Genomic DNA, 15,365 nt, shown 5'->3' on the forward strand with positions numbered 1-15,365 from the left:
TAGCGGCGACGTGACATCAAAGACCTCCAAATCCGAGGCCTTTCAATAACTAATCCATTCAAATAGCTAGCCTATTTATGAGTGCACGGCCTAGCAACGTGTTGGTCAAAATGGCATCGACCCTGCGCCCGCCAGAATCCAACCAAGTGCAGAAAGTGCAGCGGAAATCCATCCGCCGTCATTCACCATCCTCCATCCAGCCCTTATCAAATACCTGAACGAAGACCTCATGTGCATCTGGTTGCCCGATGCAAACGTTCGGAATGAAGTAGACGCCATTAATGACGTAAAGATATAAACATCTCTTTATATGATATTGACACCTTGTTTCAATTCAGACAGACTATACGCGTCGTGGTTCCTCATCCGATCATTCGGTTGAGGCTAAGAGGGAAGCCGGTGCGTCGAGAGGCAAGGCCGGTGCTGCCCCCGCAACTGTAAGCGGCGAGCCGAAGTTCATTCATGTCACTGGATGCGAATCCGGGAAGGCGAATGGAGGCTGTGACCCGTGAGCCAGGAGACCTGCCCCGGCTATATATCGTCCATGGGCGGGGTGTCCCTGATGTCGCGGTTCTGACCAGCTTTTCGAAGCGGGTTTTGTCACGCACATTCAAATGACCTCGCCCCAACTTGTATCGGGGTTAAGTAGTCATGTCTAAAGTCACCATCGCAACCGCCACCTTGGGAGTGCCACGCATAGGTCGACGCCGCGAACTGAAATTCGCGCTTGAATCTTACTGGTCCGGGAAATCAACCGAGACGGAACTGCTGACATTGGCGAGCGCTCTGCGTGCAGCCAATTGGGAACAGCAATGGGATATGGGGATCACGAAGATCCCTTCGAACGACTTTTCCCTTTACGATCACGTACTGGATACGACCGTGATGGTTGGCGCCATTCCGGCCCGCTATGGCTGGCAAGGCGGCGAAGTTTCGCTTGATACATATTTTGCGATGGCGCGCGGCAGCCAGGGCGAAGCAGCGTCTTGCGGGCATGCTCATCACGGTCATGGCATGACAGCCATGGAGATGACCAAGTGGTTCGATACCAATTATCACTATATGGTCCCCGAACTTGCCGACGATCAGGAATTCAAGCTTTCCAGCAGCAAGGTCGTTGATCATTTCCTTGAAGCCAAAGCGCTCGGCGTCCATACGCGCCCGGTCATTCTCGGCCCCGTTACATTTCTGAAGCTCGCAAAGTCCACATCGGATGGCTTCAATCCCGTAGCGCTTTTGCCAAAACTTCTGCCAGTTTATGAAGAGCTATTGCAGAAGCTCGCCACAGCTGGCGCAGACTGGGTGCAAATTGACGAACCTGCGCTTGTTCTAGATCTCATCCCCAACGAGCTGGCGGCATTTGAACTGGCCTATAAGCGTCTGGCAGCTATCGCCGGACCGAGAATAATGCTAGCGACCTACTTTGGAGATCTAGGCGGTAATCTCGACACCGCCGTATCTCTGCCGGTCGCAGGATTGCATATCGATCTTGTACGGGCACCGGACCAGCTTTCCGAAGTTGTATCCAAGCTCGCACCCGAAAAGACATTGTCTCTGGGCGTGATCGACGGTCGCAATATCTGGCGTGCAGATCTGGTTTCGATCATTGATCTGATACAGCCAGTGATCGAACAGCGCGACCCACAGCTTGTTGAAATCGCACCATCTTGTTCTCTTCTCCATGTACCTATCGACCTCGAACTCGAAACCGATCTCGACACTGATCTGAAAAGCTGGCTCGCCTTCGCGACCCAAAAGTTTAAGGAACTTGCCACGCTTGGTCGTGCACTTGCTTCCGGTAAAAGCACGGTCCTGCCGGAACTCAAAGCCGCCAGCGAAGCCATTGCGGCACGACAGGCATCGGCCAAAGTTCACAACAAGGCCGTCGAGAAGCGTGTTGCCGCCCTGGAAGACAGCATGAAAAAGCGCGCAAGCGCCTTTGGCGAACGCCAGAAATTGCAGAGTGACAGACTGGGATTGCCCCGCTTTCCGACCACAACAATTGGGTCGTTTCCGCAGACGCCAGAGGTGCGGAAAGCGCGCGCTTTGCACAATAAGGGCGAAATCAGCAACAGCGATTACGATGCCTTTATCCGCAAGGAAGCCGAAGCTGCCATTCGCTGGCAAGAGGAAATCGATCTGGATGTTCTCGTCCATGGCGAATTCGAACGCAATGACATGGTGCAGTATTTCGGTGAACAGCTTTCGGGCTTTGCCTTCACGAAACATGCCTGGGTTCAAAGCTACGGCTCGCGCTATGTTCGCCCCCCGATCATCTTTGGCGATGTTTCCCGTCCCAAGCCGATGACCGTCGTCTGGTGGAAATATGCACAGTCGCTGACATCGCGTCCGGTCAAAGGCATGCTGACCGGACCTGTGACCATTCTGAACTGGTCGTTCGTGCGCAACGATATTCCGCGCATGGAAACCTGCCGGCAGATTGCATTCGCTATCCGCGACGAGGTGGTCGATCTTGAAAAGGCTGGAGCGACGATGATCCAGATCGACGAGGCCGCACTGCGCGAAGGTCTCCCCCTGCGCCGTTCGGACTGGAAAACCTATCTGAACTGGGCAGTCGAATGCTTCCGCATCTGTTCGAGTGGGGTTTTGGATAACACGCAAATCCACACGCATATGTGCTATTCGGAGTTTAACGACATTATCGACGCGATTGCCGATATGGATGCCGATGTGATTTCGATCGAGACCTCCCGCTCGCATATGGAACTTCTCGATGCGTTCAAGTCGTTCAAATATCCAAATGAGATTGGACCGGGTGTCTATGACATCCACTCGCCGCGTGTGCCTGACGTGTCTGAAATGACCGATCTGCTCTCCCTTGCCCGACAGAGACTTTCCGATGGTCAGCTCTGGGTGAACCCCGATTGCGGCCTGAAGACCCGCAAGTGGGAGGAGGTGCGCCCTGCCCTCATCAATATGGTGGCCGCAGCCAAGGCGCTTCGCGCGCAACTCTAATCTCAAGAATACCTCGTGCCAGTTCGCTGGCACGAGGTGTCTCGAAGCAATTCAGACAGGAGTCAACCATCAGAAAGACCTCTGCGACGGTGCATCACCGCACCTACGGGCAAGGCTCAGTTCGCTTATGCCGTGCCCTCCTGTCTGGTGGCAAAGACTTCCTTGGCCGCAAAAAGCCCGTTGAGCGCGGCCGGGAAACCGGCGTAGATCGCCATCTGTATGATGACTTCGACGATCTCAGCCTTTGTCAGACCAACATTCAGCCCCGCTTCGATATGAACTTTTAGTTGCGGGGTGGCCGTTCCCATCGCGGTCAGCGCTGCAATGGTTGCGATCTCGCGGGCACGCAAATCAAGACCCGGACGGCTGTAAATGTCACCAAACGGAAACTCAAACAGGTAGTTTGCAAAATCAGGGGCAATATCAGCCAATGCGGCAATGACATTGTGACCAGCTTGGCCATCGATTTCAGCGAGCGCGCGCTTGCCGCGGTCCAGACGGCTTTCGTCGGGGTTCGGGAATTGATGCGTCATAGTCTTTCATCCTCTGTTCGTTGCCGACATATCCGGCAATCTTTGTATCGAGGACGACAAGGCAGGCTTGCAGTTTGGCCACATGTGCACGGACACGTTCGCGGTGCTGTTCAAGCAACGCGCCACGTTCAGCTTCTGTGCCGACGCCGCGCTCCCGCAAAGCTGCATAGTGCAGCATTTCCCGAATAGGCATTCCCGTCATCTTGAGACGGTCCAGAAATTCTATCCAGGTCAGGATCGATGCGTCGTAATCACGCTGGCCTGATTGATCTCTGTCAGCAAAAGGAAGCAGGCCAATCCGTTCATAATAACGGATGGTATAGGCCGACAGTCCTGATCGCTTTGCCAACTCGCCAATCTTCATCGGAGCCCTTCTTTCGTCACGACGCAGAAGAAGCTAATTGTTAGAGTGCACTCTAAGTCAAGAGCCTATCGGCAAAATCACAAAAATTGGAAGTTCCAAGCATTTTTAGCGCCAAATGTAACTCCCAGAGGCAGCCGCTCAATCCCGATCTGCACTACTGATAACAGAGCAACGCCTAACTAGCTGTTGCATACTCGCATGAGGAACTTTGGCCATATATCCCGGCGTCGGATGCTGATCCGAGGCAGTTCAAACAAATTGTTCGCCGGGCCTGCTCGTCCTCGCACAGTGGTTGTGGCTGTTTTGAACCCGGCTTCTTCGGCCATTTCGCGATGAATCGGATTGTTTTCACCATAGGGGAAACAGAAACTGGAGACTTCTTCACCGAGCATATTCTCCAGAACGGTCTTTGATAGGGAAATCTGCCTTCTCGCCTCATTGTCCGGCGTTTCGGTCAAATGGACATGATCAAGCGTATGCGCGCCCACCTCATGTCCGAGAGCTGCCCATTCCCGCAATTGCGCGGCGGACATCAAAGGTGTCTTCGGAACTCCAAGCGGCTGATCCCAGACATTGCTTCCACCAACCTGATTGGCGACGAGATAGTTGGTCGCTGTGAAACCAAATTCGGCTAGTATCGGCGCGGCATTTTCCAGCACATTGAGAAAGCCATCGTCGAAAGTAATGGCAGCCACTTTGCCTGCTTTTTCACCTTTGATGTAAGGTAAGGCGCCGCGAAGGGAGAGCCCGCGATAACCCGCTCTTTTCAACCATTTCATCTGACTGCGAAATCGAACCGGATGAACCAACAAGCCATGAAACGGCATGTCCTTTTGTGGTAGCGGTGCGATCTGGTGATATAGAAGAATAGGCACCGACATTCAGTGATCCCTCATCGACGGGTCAATACGACGATCTGCATCGGTCCGGCTCAATAGAATGCGCTCGATCTCCGCGATCCGGTCCCGTCGGCGTTGCAGCCGCTTTCCAGTGCGACCTAGGAAACGTCGACGTTTCTTCGCCTCGCGACTGGCCTGAAGATGTTCAATATAGATGTGTTCAACCGGCTCGTTATCGAGATTATCGAATATCCAGCAAAAGGACACGGGAAGCCGGGTTATCGAATAATGCGGCGACGCTTCAGCGGAATCCTGCGTGACGATGTGCTCCAGCACCAGCTGATCCCAGAGATCCGGTTCGTCCGTACATCCCTTTTGCCACGCTTCCAGAAGAGCCAAGGCAGATGGGGTGTCATTAATGAGCACGGTTCCGCTCAGAAGATGGCCGCTTTTTTCATAGTACGCGGCTATGTCGCTCTGGATGGACAACAATGCCGGCCAAGGATCGCGATGCAACACCGCATCCACATCGACATAGAGCAACGGACCTCTCACCATCTTGCGCTGTTGCACCAGCACACTGGGCTTTAGCCCCGCATTGCGCACCCAGCTTCCCGTATTTTCAACGGCAACGGAGATGATCTCGATCCCGAGACATCGAGCGCTTGCAAGAAGGCGGTCCTTCTCGTGTTCGTAAAAACTATTGGTCGTGTAAAATGCAACAATCGTTCCCGTCGGACCATTACTGGTCCGCTTGCTTGCCGCGAGTTCCGCCAATGTTGGAAACGCTATCGCCATCGAACGATGTGCGCGGCTCCATGCCCGGAACTTGTCAAAAAGCCTGAAGAACATATCGAACTCACTGATAATGAACAATTTGCAACACGGAGAAAGGGCACATGCACTGCCCGACGCAAAATCAGCTTCACGATAAAAGCCGGATCTGTCCCAAGTTGATCCTGTCTTCAATCCAGTGCCGTTCGGCGGACCAGCTGTGGTGTTTCCAGCCCTCCCAACTGAAACCACAGATCCGAATATCCCAATCACTTGATGGAAAAGTTCGCAGCATGTGCCAGACGCCAAAAAAACCCGTGCTCGGAAATTGCTGCTTCATCTGTGCCTCCGCGATCCCCAGTTCAGCACAGACGTCAAAATAGGCTTGAGGCGGAAGTATTCGTATGGGTTTGCCCGTCGCACTCAAGATTTCGAAAGCCGGAAGCGTCCAGTCCGCCCGTCGTCCTTTGAGGCGCGATAGGAAGTTTGGTTGATGATGAAAACGCCTGATGATGCTCGGATGAACGGCAAAGAGAATTTCAGACGTATTGCGCATGAAAATGGAATTCAGGAACGTCGGATCATGCAACCAATCTTGCATTTGCTTGGCAGATGTCGCCAACATAAGAAGATCAGTTCTGGAGCCAGCCATACCGTCCAAGGAATGGGGCACATTGAATCGCAGCACATAATCGGAACTGTCGATATCATTCGATAGATTGCGGGACAGTGGGCCATTGCCCACAACAGTAAGCTGCTTTTTCATTGACCGTCTTCGATCTGAAAAATGCAAACAGAGTGTCCCTACTAACCGTTTGCATCGTTATTATTTTCAGATGTTCTCGCTTAAATCATGGTTTTTCTTAGGCCATAAATACAAAATCAGCGCGGTCTTCGCGCTTTGAGCCAACTCGCGAGTTTGCCGCTCACCTGCCCGACATAAACGTAGAAACCCGCATCCGCAGAATTGCTCCCATATAGCAAGGGCATCACAGTTGAAATTCTCAATCTTCACAGAGCATTCGGTTCCAACGAAAGCCGAACAGCTGGCGATCGCGACAACGGCGCGCTTAAAATAAGACCATTTAACTCTTGTTTTAAAAACAACATTCAGCTTATAGAGAAGCCGGTTTCACACGGCTAACGACAAACCGCGACCCGCAATTCAGGATATTATCAGTGACCGCAATGAAAACACTTCTGGCCGCTACGAGCCTTGTCGCCCTGTTCGCTTTCCAGAACAATCCAGCGGAAGCGGCCACGCAATATCCACTGACACTCGACAACTGCGGAACAAAAGTTACATTTGCAAAAGCGCCAGAACGCGCTATCGGCCTTGGGCAAAACAGCGCCGAAATAATGCTGCTTCTGGGCCTTGAGGACAGAATGGCGGGAACGGCGTTCTGGCCAAGCAAGGTTCTGCCGCAACTTGAGCCTGCCAATTCCAAAGTGAAGCTTCTAACCGTTGAGTTCCCGACTTTTGAATCGATCCTTGCCGAAAATCCAGATTTCGTAGCGGCAGCTCTTCCAAGCCTCATCGGGCCAAATAGCAAGGTCGCAAAGCGCGACGATTTCGACAAGGTTGGCGTTCCAACCTATCTTTCGCCGAGCACATGCCTGAGCACAGAGCAAGTCAAGGATGAATATGGCAGCCGCGACAAGCTGTGGAACATGGATCTTCTGTATAAGGAGATCGACGAGCTTTCGCAGATTTTCGATGTTTCAGATCGCGGCCAGGCACTAATCGCCGATTTCAAGGCGCGCGAGACGGCTTTGCGCGCAAGCGTTCCTGCAAGCGGCAAGAAACTTTCTTACCTATTCTGGTTCTCCAGCCCATCGCCATCCGCAGACGCCTATTTGGGCGGCGGAAATGGCGCCTCAAGCTTCATCGCTGATGTTCTGGGCGGCGAGAATGCCATCAAGGCGGAAGCTGAATGGCCAACCCTTGGTTGGGAAAGCATTATCGCCGCGAACCCTGATGTGATTGTTGTCGCAAATCTCGACCGTAATCGTTGGGAGCTCGACAAGCCTGAAGCCAAGATTCAGTTTCTTAATACAGACCCTGCGGTCAGCCAGATGCCAGCGGTCAAGAACAAGGCCATTGCCGTCATGGATGGTCAAGCCATGAACCCGACCATCCGTACGATTTACGGTGCAGAGCAGGTCGCGGAACAGTTGAAAGCACTCGGTATTCTCAAGTGACTGTTTCCAGCCAGTCTTTAAGGCATTGGGGCGCTTTCAGCATAATGCTGCTGGCGTCGCTTGCCGCAATCGGATTCGTGGTGGGTATTAGCGTCGGTATTGGCGACTTGCCGATCCCTTTATCGACAACCTTTGCAGCGATAACCAATCGCCTGGGATGGAGTTCTGTTGAACTTAATCGCATTCATGAGACGGTGATCTGGGATTATCGTCTGAGCCGCGCATTGGTGGCAGCATTTTGCGGTGCAGGCCTCGCTCTTTCCGGCGCGATCATGCAGTCGCTTTTGCGCAATCCGCTGGCAGAACCTTATGTTCTGGGCATTTCCGCGGGGGCATCGACCGGCGCTGTCACAGTTGTCATTCTCGGCATCGGCGCTGGCGCTGTTTCATTGTCGGCAGGCGCATTCGTTGGCGCGTTCGCGGCGTTTTTCTTCGTTGCCCTCCTCTCAAATGGAACACGGGGCGGCGCCGACCGCACCATTCTGGCGGGCGTCGCTGCATCGCAGCTTTTCAACGCAGCAACCTCCTACATCGTCACCACATCCGGCAATGCGCAGCAGGCTCGCGACGTGATGTTCTGGCTGCTTGGGAGCTTCGGTGGCGTTCGTTGGCCAGAATTCACGCTGGTATCCGTCGTCATCACCCTTGGTCTTATCGCCTGCCTTCTCTATGCCCATGTTCTGGATGCATTTGCTTTCGGGGATGAGGCCGCCTCCTCGCTTGGCGTGAATGTCGGCCGTGCGCGCATTATTCTCTTTGCGCTGACGGCAATGATGACGGCCACCATTGTCAGCATGGTCGGATTAATAGGCTTCGTCGGGCTCGTCGTCCCTCATGCCGCGCGCTTCATCGTCGGCCCCCTGCACATAAGATTGTTGCCTGCATGTGCCATTGTCGGTGCGATCTTCATGGTGCTGGCCGATATCGCTTCGCGCGCACTGATACCCCAACAGGTCCTGCCCATCGGTGTGGTGACTGCACTTGTCGGCGTGCCGTTCTTCTCGATCATTCTTTACCGGTTTCAGCGCCCATCATGACGATCAAAACCGAGAATCTTATCTGGAAAATTGGCAAAAAAGCCGTCATCGACGATGTGTCTTTCGAAGCGAAGCCCGGAAAGATGCTGGGACTTTTGGGACCAAACGGTTCTGGAAAAACATCATTGCTGCGCCTGATCGCCGGATTGAAACGCCCCTATTCCGGACGTGTCCTGCTTGATGAAAAGGATATCAATTCGGTTGCCCGGCGCAGTCTTGCGCAGCGTGTTGCCTTTGTTGAGCAACACGCGACGACCAACGCCAATCTCAAGGTGATGGATGTTGTAAGACTTGGGCGTTTTCCGCACCGATCGATGTTCTCCGGCTGGACAGGAGCGGACGAGAGAGCTGTACAGGACGCCATTGAACGCACTGGCATGACGGCCAAGAAAAATGACCCGTGGCAGAGCCTGTCAGGTGGTGAGAAGCAACGTGCACATATAGCAAGAGCCTTAGCGCAAACGCCAAAGGAGCTCATCCTTGATGAGCCGACCAATCATTTGGATGTTCAGCACCAGATGAGCTTGTTGAAGCTGGTTTCCGGACTACCGATAACGAGCATCATTGCTTTGCACGATCTTAATCATGCAGCCATGTTCTGCGATGAATTGATTATCATGCTTTCTGGAAAGATTGTCGCTTCGGGAACACCGGAAGAAGTAATCAACGAGAATATTCTCAAGCAAGTTTTCTCGATTGACGCGCGTGTGGAACCTTCTCCCTATAGCGGTCGGCCTCATATTCACTATTTGAAGTGAGTGAAGCGAAAAACCTAGTTGCCGTTCAAGAACTGGAAGCGGTCCGCCACAAGTTTTCGTTTACGCGATTGCGGATTGTTCGCGCGGTACAGCCTTTAGCTCTGGCATCGTCTTCATTGTGCTTCTTGTTCGATTTCGTCCAGCGCTCTTTGCTTCGTAAAGTAATTTGTCTGCACGTTCATAGAGGGTTGCAAAGCCCTCATTGCCCATCAGATCAGTCAGCCCCATACTGGCTGTCACTGGTCGTTCTAGACCTGTAACTGTACGAGCGACAATCGCTGGAATTGCCTGACGCCGTAATTCCGCTTGGATGTCGGCGTCCGCACCACGTAAAAGAAGCACGAATTCTTCACCGCCAAGGCGGTACGCGCGAACGGTCGGCCCTGCTTGAAGCGCGCTAGCCACAGCCTTAAGCACCTCGTCTCCGACACCATGACCATTTACATCGTTGACTGCCTTGAAATGATCAATGTCGATAACGGCCAGTGCGGTAAAGCCTTCCGCGCGAAGTTGTACGAACTGCCGTTCTATCGCCCGTCGATTGAGCAGGCCCGTCAACGGGTCCGTTTCAGACAGCCGTTCGAGTAGTTCAGCTTCGTCGCGCGCGCGGTCCCGCTCGCGTTTCATTGTCACAAAACGCTCCGCCACGCCAAGCGTCGTGAAAAGGACTTCACACACGCAGCCGATATAGAACAGGAGCATGGCGTCGGTGCTTTGCAACCCCGGAATTACGCCGCTCACCAACCGGATTAACCCGACCAACACTATGGGTGTGTAACCAATGGCCTGGAATCGCGCCGCGCGGCTTCCACGACGCAGTGCATCGATCATTGACAGTATGAAGATTGCAAGAACCGGCGCAAACGCGGCCGTGTATACGCTCGACTGTATAGGACGCGCTACAAATGGAAGCGCCGCGTGAAACGTACTCAGGAATATTGCCCACACAGCGCAATAGGGAAGCAAGCGTCGCAGAAGTGGATGCATTAAGCCGGGTTCGACAAAACTATGGGTAAACATCGCACCTGAGGCGACTGTCATCCCGAAGATCGCAGTCGTCATCCAGCTCAATGTCATTGCAGGGGGATCAAAGAGTGCAACCGACAAGCCGGATGATACAAAGATAGTCATCAGCAATGAAAATGTGAGAGCCGAGTGCCAGAGAACAAAGGGTTCACGCAGCGCCCGGTAAAACGCCGCATTAAAGATCAGAGGCATGATGAGCATGCCGGCAAGCGCTGCCAGAACAAGTAGAAATCGCATGCCATCGATCCCACCGGCTTCGTCCGTCGGCGCAAGATAAGCCCTCTCCAGGGTCATTCGGTGGCTCGGCATATCGATCGCGACGACGACCTGTCGAGTTTCACGGGTCACGTCCGGCAGAGAAGCCTTGAAATAGCCCCCGTCCATTGAACTGGCCAATGCAGCGGCGGGAACAGAAGTTTGTCGAAACGCCCCATCCCGATCGATTGCAAGCAAATGCACAGCCTCAAGTGCGCTCCGCCTTGAGAGTAGATATCGCGGAAGATTGTCGGAGGAAGAGATGTCGAAGCGAAGCAGGACACGCTCAGCCTCGATAGAGAATTTCCGATTATCGCAGGACCATCGCTCCTCCTGACGTACTATCGCGACAACGTCCTCAGACAGGGAGCCGGAAGCCCAACAAGAACTGCGGATGTCTGAAGAATCCACTGTGCTGGCCGATGCGGCACTAAATTGTGCCAGCATCAACAGGAGCAGGAGGGCAGCCACAAGTCTTTTTTGAAATCTACTCCAAGTCATTAAGCTTCGTTACGGCAAAATGCTTTTGATGTCGTTAATCATCACACAGTTCGCGACAACATGCTCTCTCAATAGAAAAGCATTTGTAGCGTAACGATATCAGACTCAAGAATTCATGAATTCTTCCGCAACTGAACGAATGCCTGCTCCGTCCAACTTGTAATGCGCATAAAGATGCGTTGGCGGTGCAATGAGACTGTACTCGTCGTAGATTCCGTGACGTTTGAGTTTTACACCAGCGCCTTCGTCAGCCAAAACCTCGGCCACAGCCGCGCCAAGCCCACCCAGAACGTTGTGTTCCTCCACGGTCATCATTTTCTTTGTGCGCAAGGCAGCAGAAAGAATAGCCTCCCGGTCGAGGGGTTTGATCGAAGCCATGTCGATCACCCCGACAGAGCGGCCATTGGCATTCATCGCGCGGGCAGCTTCGAGCGCACCGTGAACCGCCATACCACAAGCAATGATCGTCAGCTCTTCCCCTTGGATGTGCTCATAAGCCTTACCGAAAACGAAGGGCGTATCCTTGTCGTAAACAACTGGATCTCGACCCCGGCCGATACGGAAATAGATCGGGCGATCATGATTGGCCGAGGCACGAATGGCTGCTTCCAGCTGAGCACCATCTGCTGGCGAGACGACGGACAGATCGGCAATCGAGCGTGTCGTTGCTATATCTTCGGTCGCGTGGTGTGACGTCCCGTAAAAGCCAAGTGAAATGCCGGTGTGATGGCCAATCATTCGCACCGGTTGGGCAGAGTAAGCAACGTCCATGCGGATCTGCTCGCAGGCAAGCAACGCGATAAACGAAGCAAACGTCGCAATGAAAGGCGTGACACCACAGGTCGCAATGCCAGCTGCCGCACTCACCATATTCTGTTCGGATATGCCGAAGGAAATGTATCGGTCAGGGTAAACCGACGCAAACCGATTGAGACCGTTCGAATATTGAAGATCGGCAGAACCCGCCACAACATTGTGTCCAGCCTTCACAAGATCAATCAGACCGTTCGAGAGATGATCAAGGCCGGGATTTGCTGCGTTCAAGCCACGATATTGCCAGGAATTGGGAGAAAGGGTGTGGTTCATGGTTAGATCTCCCGCGACTTGATTTCAGCAATGGCGGCTTCGGCATCCGATGGATCGAGATAACCCAGATGCCAGCCCGGCTCGGTTTCCATGTAGGAAACGCCCTTGCCCTTCATGGTCTTGGCTATGATGCAGCAAGGAACCTGACGCAGGTCGTCGGCACGCACGCGCCGTAGTAGCTCGGTCGTTGCTGCCATGTCATGTCCATCAACCACATGAACCTCCCAACCGAAAGCGCGCCATTTCTCGTCCAGCGGTTCGATGTTCATGACGTCATCGACCTTGCCGTCGAGCTGATAACCGTTCCGGTCGATGATGGCGATCAGGTTACGAGCCTTGTGCTGGGCTGCGCTCATAGCAGCTTCCCATACCTGACCTTCCTGCATTTCCCCATCACCCATCATGCAGAAGACCTTGTAGTCTTCCCCAGTCCAGCGTTGCGCCAAGACCACACCAAGCCCATTGGAAAGCGCATGACCGATTGAGCCGGACGAAAAGTCCACGCCAGGAACCTTGCGCATATCGGGATGATCACCAAGCGGGCTGCCAAGACGGGTATAGTTGTCGAGCCAGTCAGTGGGGAAAAAGTCGAGATCCGCATAGATCGGAAACAGTCCAACTGCTGCATGACCCTTGCCAATTGTGAACCGGTCACGCGACGTCCAGTTCGGTTCGCCACGTCGAATACGCATCACATCGTAATAGAGTGCGGCGAATATCTCCGCCGCGGAGAATACCGACGTATAATGACCCGTTTTCGCGATCTCGATGAGACGAACAGTTTCGAGACGAATAAACCGTGCACGCTCCTTGAGCATTGCAACGGTTTCATCCGACGGTTCGAAACTGTTCGGTTGGGGCACTCCGACCGTGCCAGTCGTCGAAACCATTTTAAACTCCTGATTTGAATGATGGAAGTTAAGCAGACGCCTATGAGAAAGCGCGTGCGTCGCTATCGTTCCAACCGATAAGAATTGCGTCACCCGCCACCGGTCTGGTGGTGAAATCCAGAAGTGGCTTGCGAAGCACCATTGTCTGCCCGCCGCCAATGTCCACCAGCGCGCGCAAATGGTCGCCGAGGTAAGTCGTGTCCAAGATTGTTCCCTTGCACTGATTGGAGCGGCTCTGCGCCGCTGTGCCGATCACGAGATGTTCGGGCCTGATAGTTAGTTTCACTGGCTTGCCTGTATAGGCAAAAGTGGAGGACAGGTCCGCCCGCACTGTTTGGCCGCAGTCGAGGCGAATGGTTCCATAGCCTCGTTCATCGACACCTTCCGAATGTCCGGAGATGATATTGTTCTCACCAATAAAGCCCGCCACGAAAACATTTGCGGGCTGCTCATAAAGCTCCTGCGGGCTAGCGATCTGAGTGACCGAACCGCGCTCGAAAATGGCAATGCGGTCGGACATGGCAAGTGCTTCAGTCTGATCGTGGGTGACATAGACCATCGTGACACCCAAATCCCGATGGATTTGCTTGATCTCATATTGCATATGTTCGCGCAGCGTCTTGTCGAGTGCGCCCAGCGGTTCGTCCATCAGAACCAGGCTCGGCTCAAAGACGAGCGCGCGAGCAAGCGCAACACGCTGCTGCTGCCCGCCGGAAAGCTCACTCGGCCGACGGTTTTGCATTCCCTCCAGGCGAACCATCTCGATGGCCTTGTCGACCTTGACCTGTATTTCCCGTTTGCTGATCTTTCGCATACGCAATGGATAAGCCAGATTCTGCGCTACGGTCATGTTGGGAAACAAAGCATAATTCTGAAAGACAACACCAATGCCCCGGCGGTGGGGCGGCAAGTGTTCAATCGGCTTTCCCTTGACGAGAATATGACCACGGGTAGGCGTTTCGAAACCGGCAAGCATCATCAGCGTTGTGGTTTTACCAGAACCTGAACCGCCGAGAAGGGTTAGAAACTCGCCCTGCCTTACCGACAGGTTCAGGTTTTCGATGACTACGGTGCGTCCATCATAGGTTTTCTGCACGCCGACGAATTCAACGATGTGTCCGGTTTCCATGAATAACCTTTCGTGCGGCTAGTGCGCATTTCCTGATTTCCCGTGTTACCGGGAAGCACTTTCTGCCGGGATCAATCCCTGTACGGCACTTCGGTCGCGAGCCAGCCGTCTTCCTGTTTCTGCCAGTAAACATCGTGCAATCGACGCGTTAACGGGCCGGGCGTGCCATCGCCGACTGTCTTGCCGTCGATTGTGGTCACAGGCATGATGCCACCAGCCGTACTGGTCATAAAGATTTCGTCGGCACCGAGAAGCTCTCCGATGGCAACTGGACGGACCTCGCAACGCAGTTGCAATTGCTCGCAGAGCTCCAGAACCGTACGTCGGGTCATGCCTTCGAAAACGCCACTCTCAGGTGTGCAGAGAACATTATCTTTGACAGCAAATACGTTAAAGCCTGCACCTTCGGTAATATTGCCATCCCCATCACGCAGAACGGCCACGAAAGCGTCTCTGTCATAGGCCTCAAAGATTCCCATGGTGAGGTCGAGCCAATGGAAGTTCTTGATGCGTGGGTCCACCGCCTGTGGTGCAATACGATGAACCGAGCTGACAACCATGGGAACGCCCTGTCGGCGCTGATCGTCATTCGCAATCCAGACAAAAGGCGTTGCGAAAGCATAAAAGCGCTGGGTGCAAAGGCGCGGATCACGGCTGCCAGCCGGTGGCATTCCACGTGTGCATGTCATCTGCACATAGGAGTCGCGCAAACCACTCAAGCTGACGCATTCGATGAGGATTTCGGCTATTTGCTCGTGCGTATAAGGCAGCGACATGCGAAGCCCACGCATGGACGCAAAAAACCGTTCGATATGGTCGTCAAGACGAAAGAAGCGTCCCTTCCACACATGAGCAACATCATAGGTCGCGTCGGAACGCACGAAGCCCCGATCAAGAATTGGAATGCTGGCCTCGGCGACTGGCATATAGCGCCCGTCAATGAATGCAACACCTGCCTGCGGGTTAGGAATGTGGACATCGGCTTTTTTGGTCAT

General features: G+C 53.6%; 14 protein-coding genes and 1 riboswitch. Of the genes, 4 read left to right on the top strand and 10 right to left on the bottom strand.

Translation table 11 applies throughout. The features are described 5' to 3' along the window. Positions 1 to 338 precede the first annotated feature (338 nt). Positions 339 to 544: riboswitch (cobalamin riboswitch) on the top strand. Positions 545 to 651: 107 nt separating this feature from the next. After that, complete coding sequence (gene metE / locus FHW00_RS20540) at positions 652 to 2,976, top strand: 5-methyltetrahydropteroyltriglutamate--homocysteine S-methyltransferase (protein WP_078340134.1); 2,325 nt, start codon at positions 652 to 654, stop codon at positions 2,974 to 2,976. 125 nt (positions 2,977 to 3,101) lie between these two features. Here metE and FHW00_RS20545 read toward each other — a convergent pair whose 3' ends face one another. The 5 genes from FHW00_RS20545 to FHW00_RS20565 form a co-directional block, all read right to left on the bottom strand. Further along, positions 3,102 to 3,509 carry a carboxymuconolactone decarboxylase family protein gene (locus tag FHW00_RS20545; protein WP_078340133.1) on the bottom strand — a complete coding sequence of 136 codons (408 nt, stop codon included), beginning with the start codon at positions 3,507 to 3,509 and terminating at the stop codon, positions 3,102 to 3,104. Next, positions 3,445 to 3,873, bottom strand: a complete 429-nt coding sequence (locus tag FHW00_RS20550; protein WP_078340132.1) for a MerR family transcriptional regulator — start codon at positions 3,871 to 3,873, stop codon at positions 3,445 to 3,447. Before FHW00_RS20550 ends, FHW00_RS20545 begins: the two co-directional genes overlap by 65 nt. Before the next feature lie 179 nt (positions 3,874 to 4,052). Next, positions 4,053 to 4,754, bottom strand: a complete 702-nt coding sequence (locus FHW00_RS20555) for a polysaccharide deacetylase family protein (protein WP_078340131.1) — start codon at positions 4,752 to 4,754, stop codon at positions 4,053 to 4,055. After that, positions 4,755 to 5,681 carry a putative nucleotide-diphospho-sugar transferase gene (locus FHW00_RS20560; protein WP_445557973.1) on the bottom strand — a complete coding sequence of 309 codons (927 nt, stop codon included), beginning with the start codon at positions 5,679 to 5,681 and terminating at the stop codon, positions 4,755 to 4,757. Then, positions 5,638 to 6,252: a glycosyltransferase family 29 protein gene (locus tag FHW00_RS20565; protein ID WP_078340130.1), complete on the bottom strand. Its 615-nt coding sequence runs from the start codon at positions 6,250 to 6,252 to the stop codon at positions 5,638 to 5,640. Before FHW00_RS20565 ends, FHW00_RS20560 begins: the two co-directional genes overlap by 44 nt. Positions 6,253 to 6,665: 413 nt before the next feature. Between FHW00_RS20565 and FHW00_RS20570 the strand changes: the two genes are divergently transcribed. The 3 genes from FHW00_RS20570 to FHW00_RS20580 are packed head-to-tail and all read left to right on the top strand — an operon-like array spanning position 6,666 to position 9,483. Beyond that, positions 6,666 to 7,688, top strand: coding sequence for an ABC transporter substrate-binding protein (locus FHW00_RS20570; protein ID WP_078340129.1), 1,023 nt, complete (start codon positions 6,666 to 6,668; stop codon positions 7,686 to 7,688). Between the two features lie 44 nt (positions 7,689 to 7,732). Then, entirely contained in the window at positions 7,733 to 8,725 is a 993-nt protein-coding gene (locus FHW00_RS20575) for an iron chelate uptake ABC transporter family permease subunit (RefSeq protein ID WP_176168357.1), read from the top strand. Beyond that, on the top strand, positions 8,722 to 9,483 hold the full coding sequence (locus FHW00_RS20580; protein WP_078340127.1) for an ABC transporter ATP-binding protein: 762 nt from the start codon (positions 8,722 to 8,724) through the stop codon (positions 9,481 to 9,483). The genes FHW00_RS20575 and FHW00_RS20580 overlap by 4 nt, the downstream gene beginning before the upstream one ends. Positions 9,484 to 9,543: 60 nt before the next feature. Here FHW00_RS20580 and FHW00_RS20585 read toward each other — a convergent pair whose 3' ends face one another. The 5 genes from FHW00_RS20585 to FHW00_RS20605 form a co-directional block, all read right to left on the bottom strand. Further along, positions 9,544 to 10,968, bottom strand: coding sequence for a sensor domain-containing diguanylate cyclase (locus FHW00_RS20585; protein WP_440631640.1), 1,425 nt, complete (start codon positions 10,966 to 10,968; stop codon positions 9,544 to 9,546). Positions 10,969 to 11,370: 402 nt separating this feature from the next. Continuing rightward, positions 11,371 to 12,351 (bottom strand): transketolase family protein, encoded by a 981-nt coding sequence (locus tag FHW00_RS20590; protein ID WP_078340126.1) that lies wholly within the window; start codon positions 12,349 to 12,351, stop codon positions 11,371 to 11,373. 2 nt (positions 12,352 to 12,353) lie between these two features. Next, complete coding sequence (locus FHW00_RS20595) at positions 12,354 to 13,241, bottom strand: transketolase (protein WP_078340125.1); 888 nt, start codon at positions 13,239 to 13,241, stop codon at positions 12,354 to 12,356. 40 nt (positions 13,242 to 13,281) lie between these two features. Beyond that, a complete protein-coding gene (locus FHW00_RS20600) occupies positions 13,282 to 14,370 on the bottom strand; it encodes an ABC transporter ATP-binding protein (RefSeq protein WP_078340124.1) in 1,089 nt (362 codons plus the stop codon). Between the two features lie 71 nt (positions 14,371 to 14,441). Next, complete coding sequence (locus tag FHW00_RS20605; RefSeq protein ID WP_078340123.1) at positions 14,442 to 15,365, bottom strand: aminotransferase class IV; 924 nt, start codon at positions 15,363 to 15,365, stop codon at positions 14,442 to 14,444.

The organism is Ochrobactrum sp. P6BSIII, from assembly GCF_014138065.1.
In the GTDB taxonomy this organism is placed as follows: Bacteria; Pseudomonadota; Alphaproteobacteria; order Rhizobiales; family Rhizobiaceae; genus Brucella.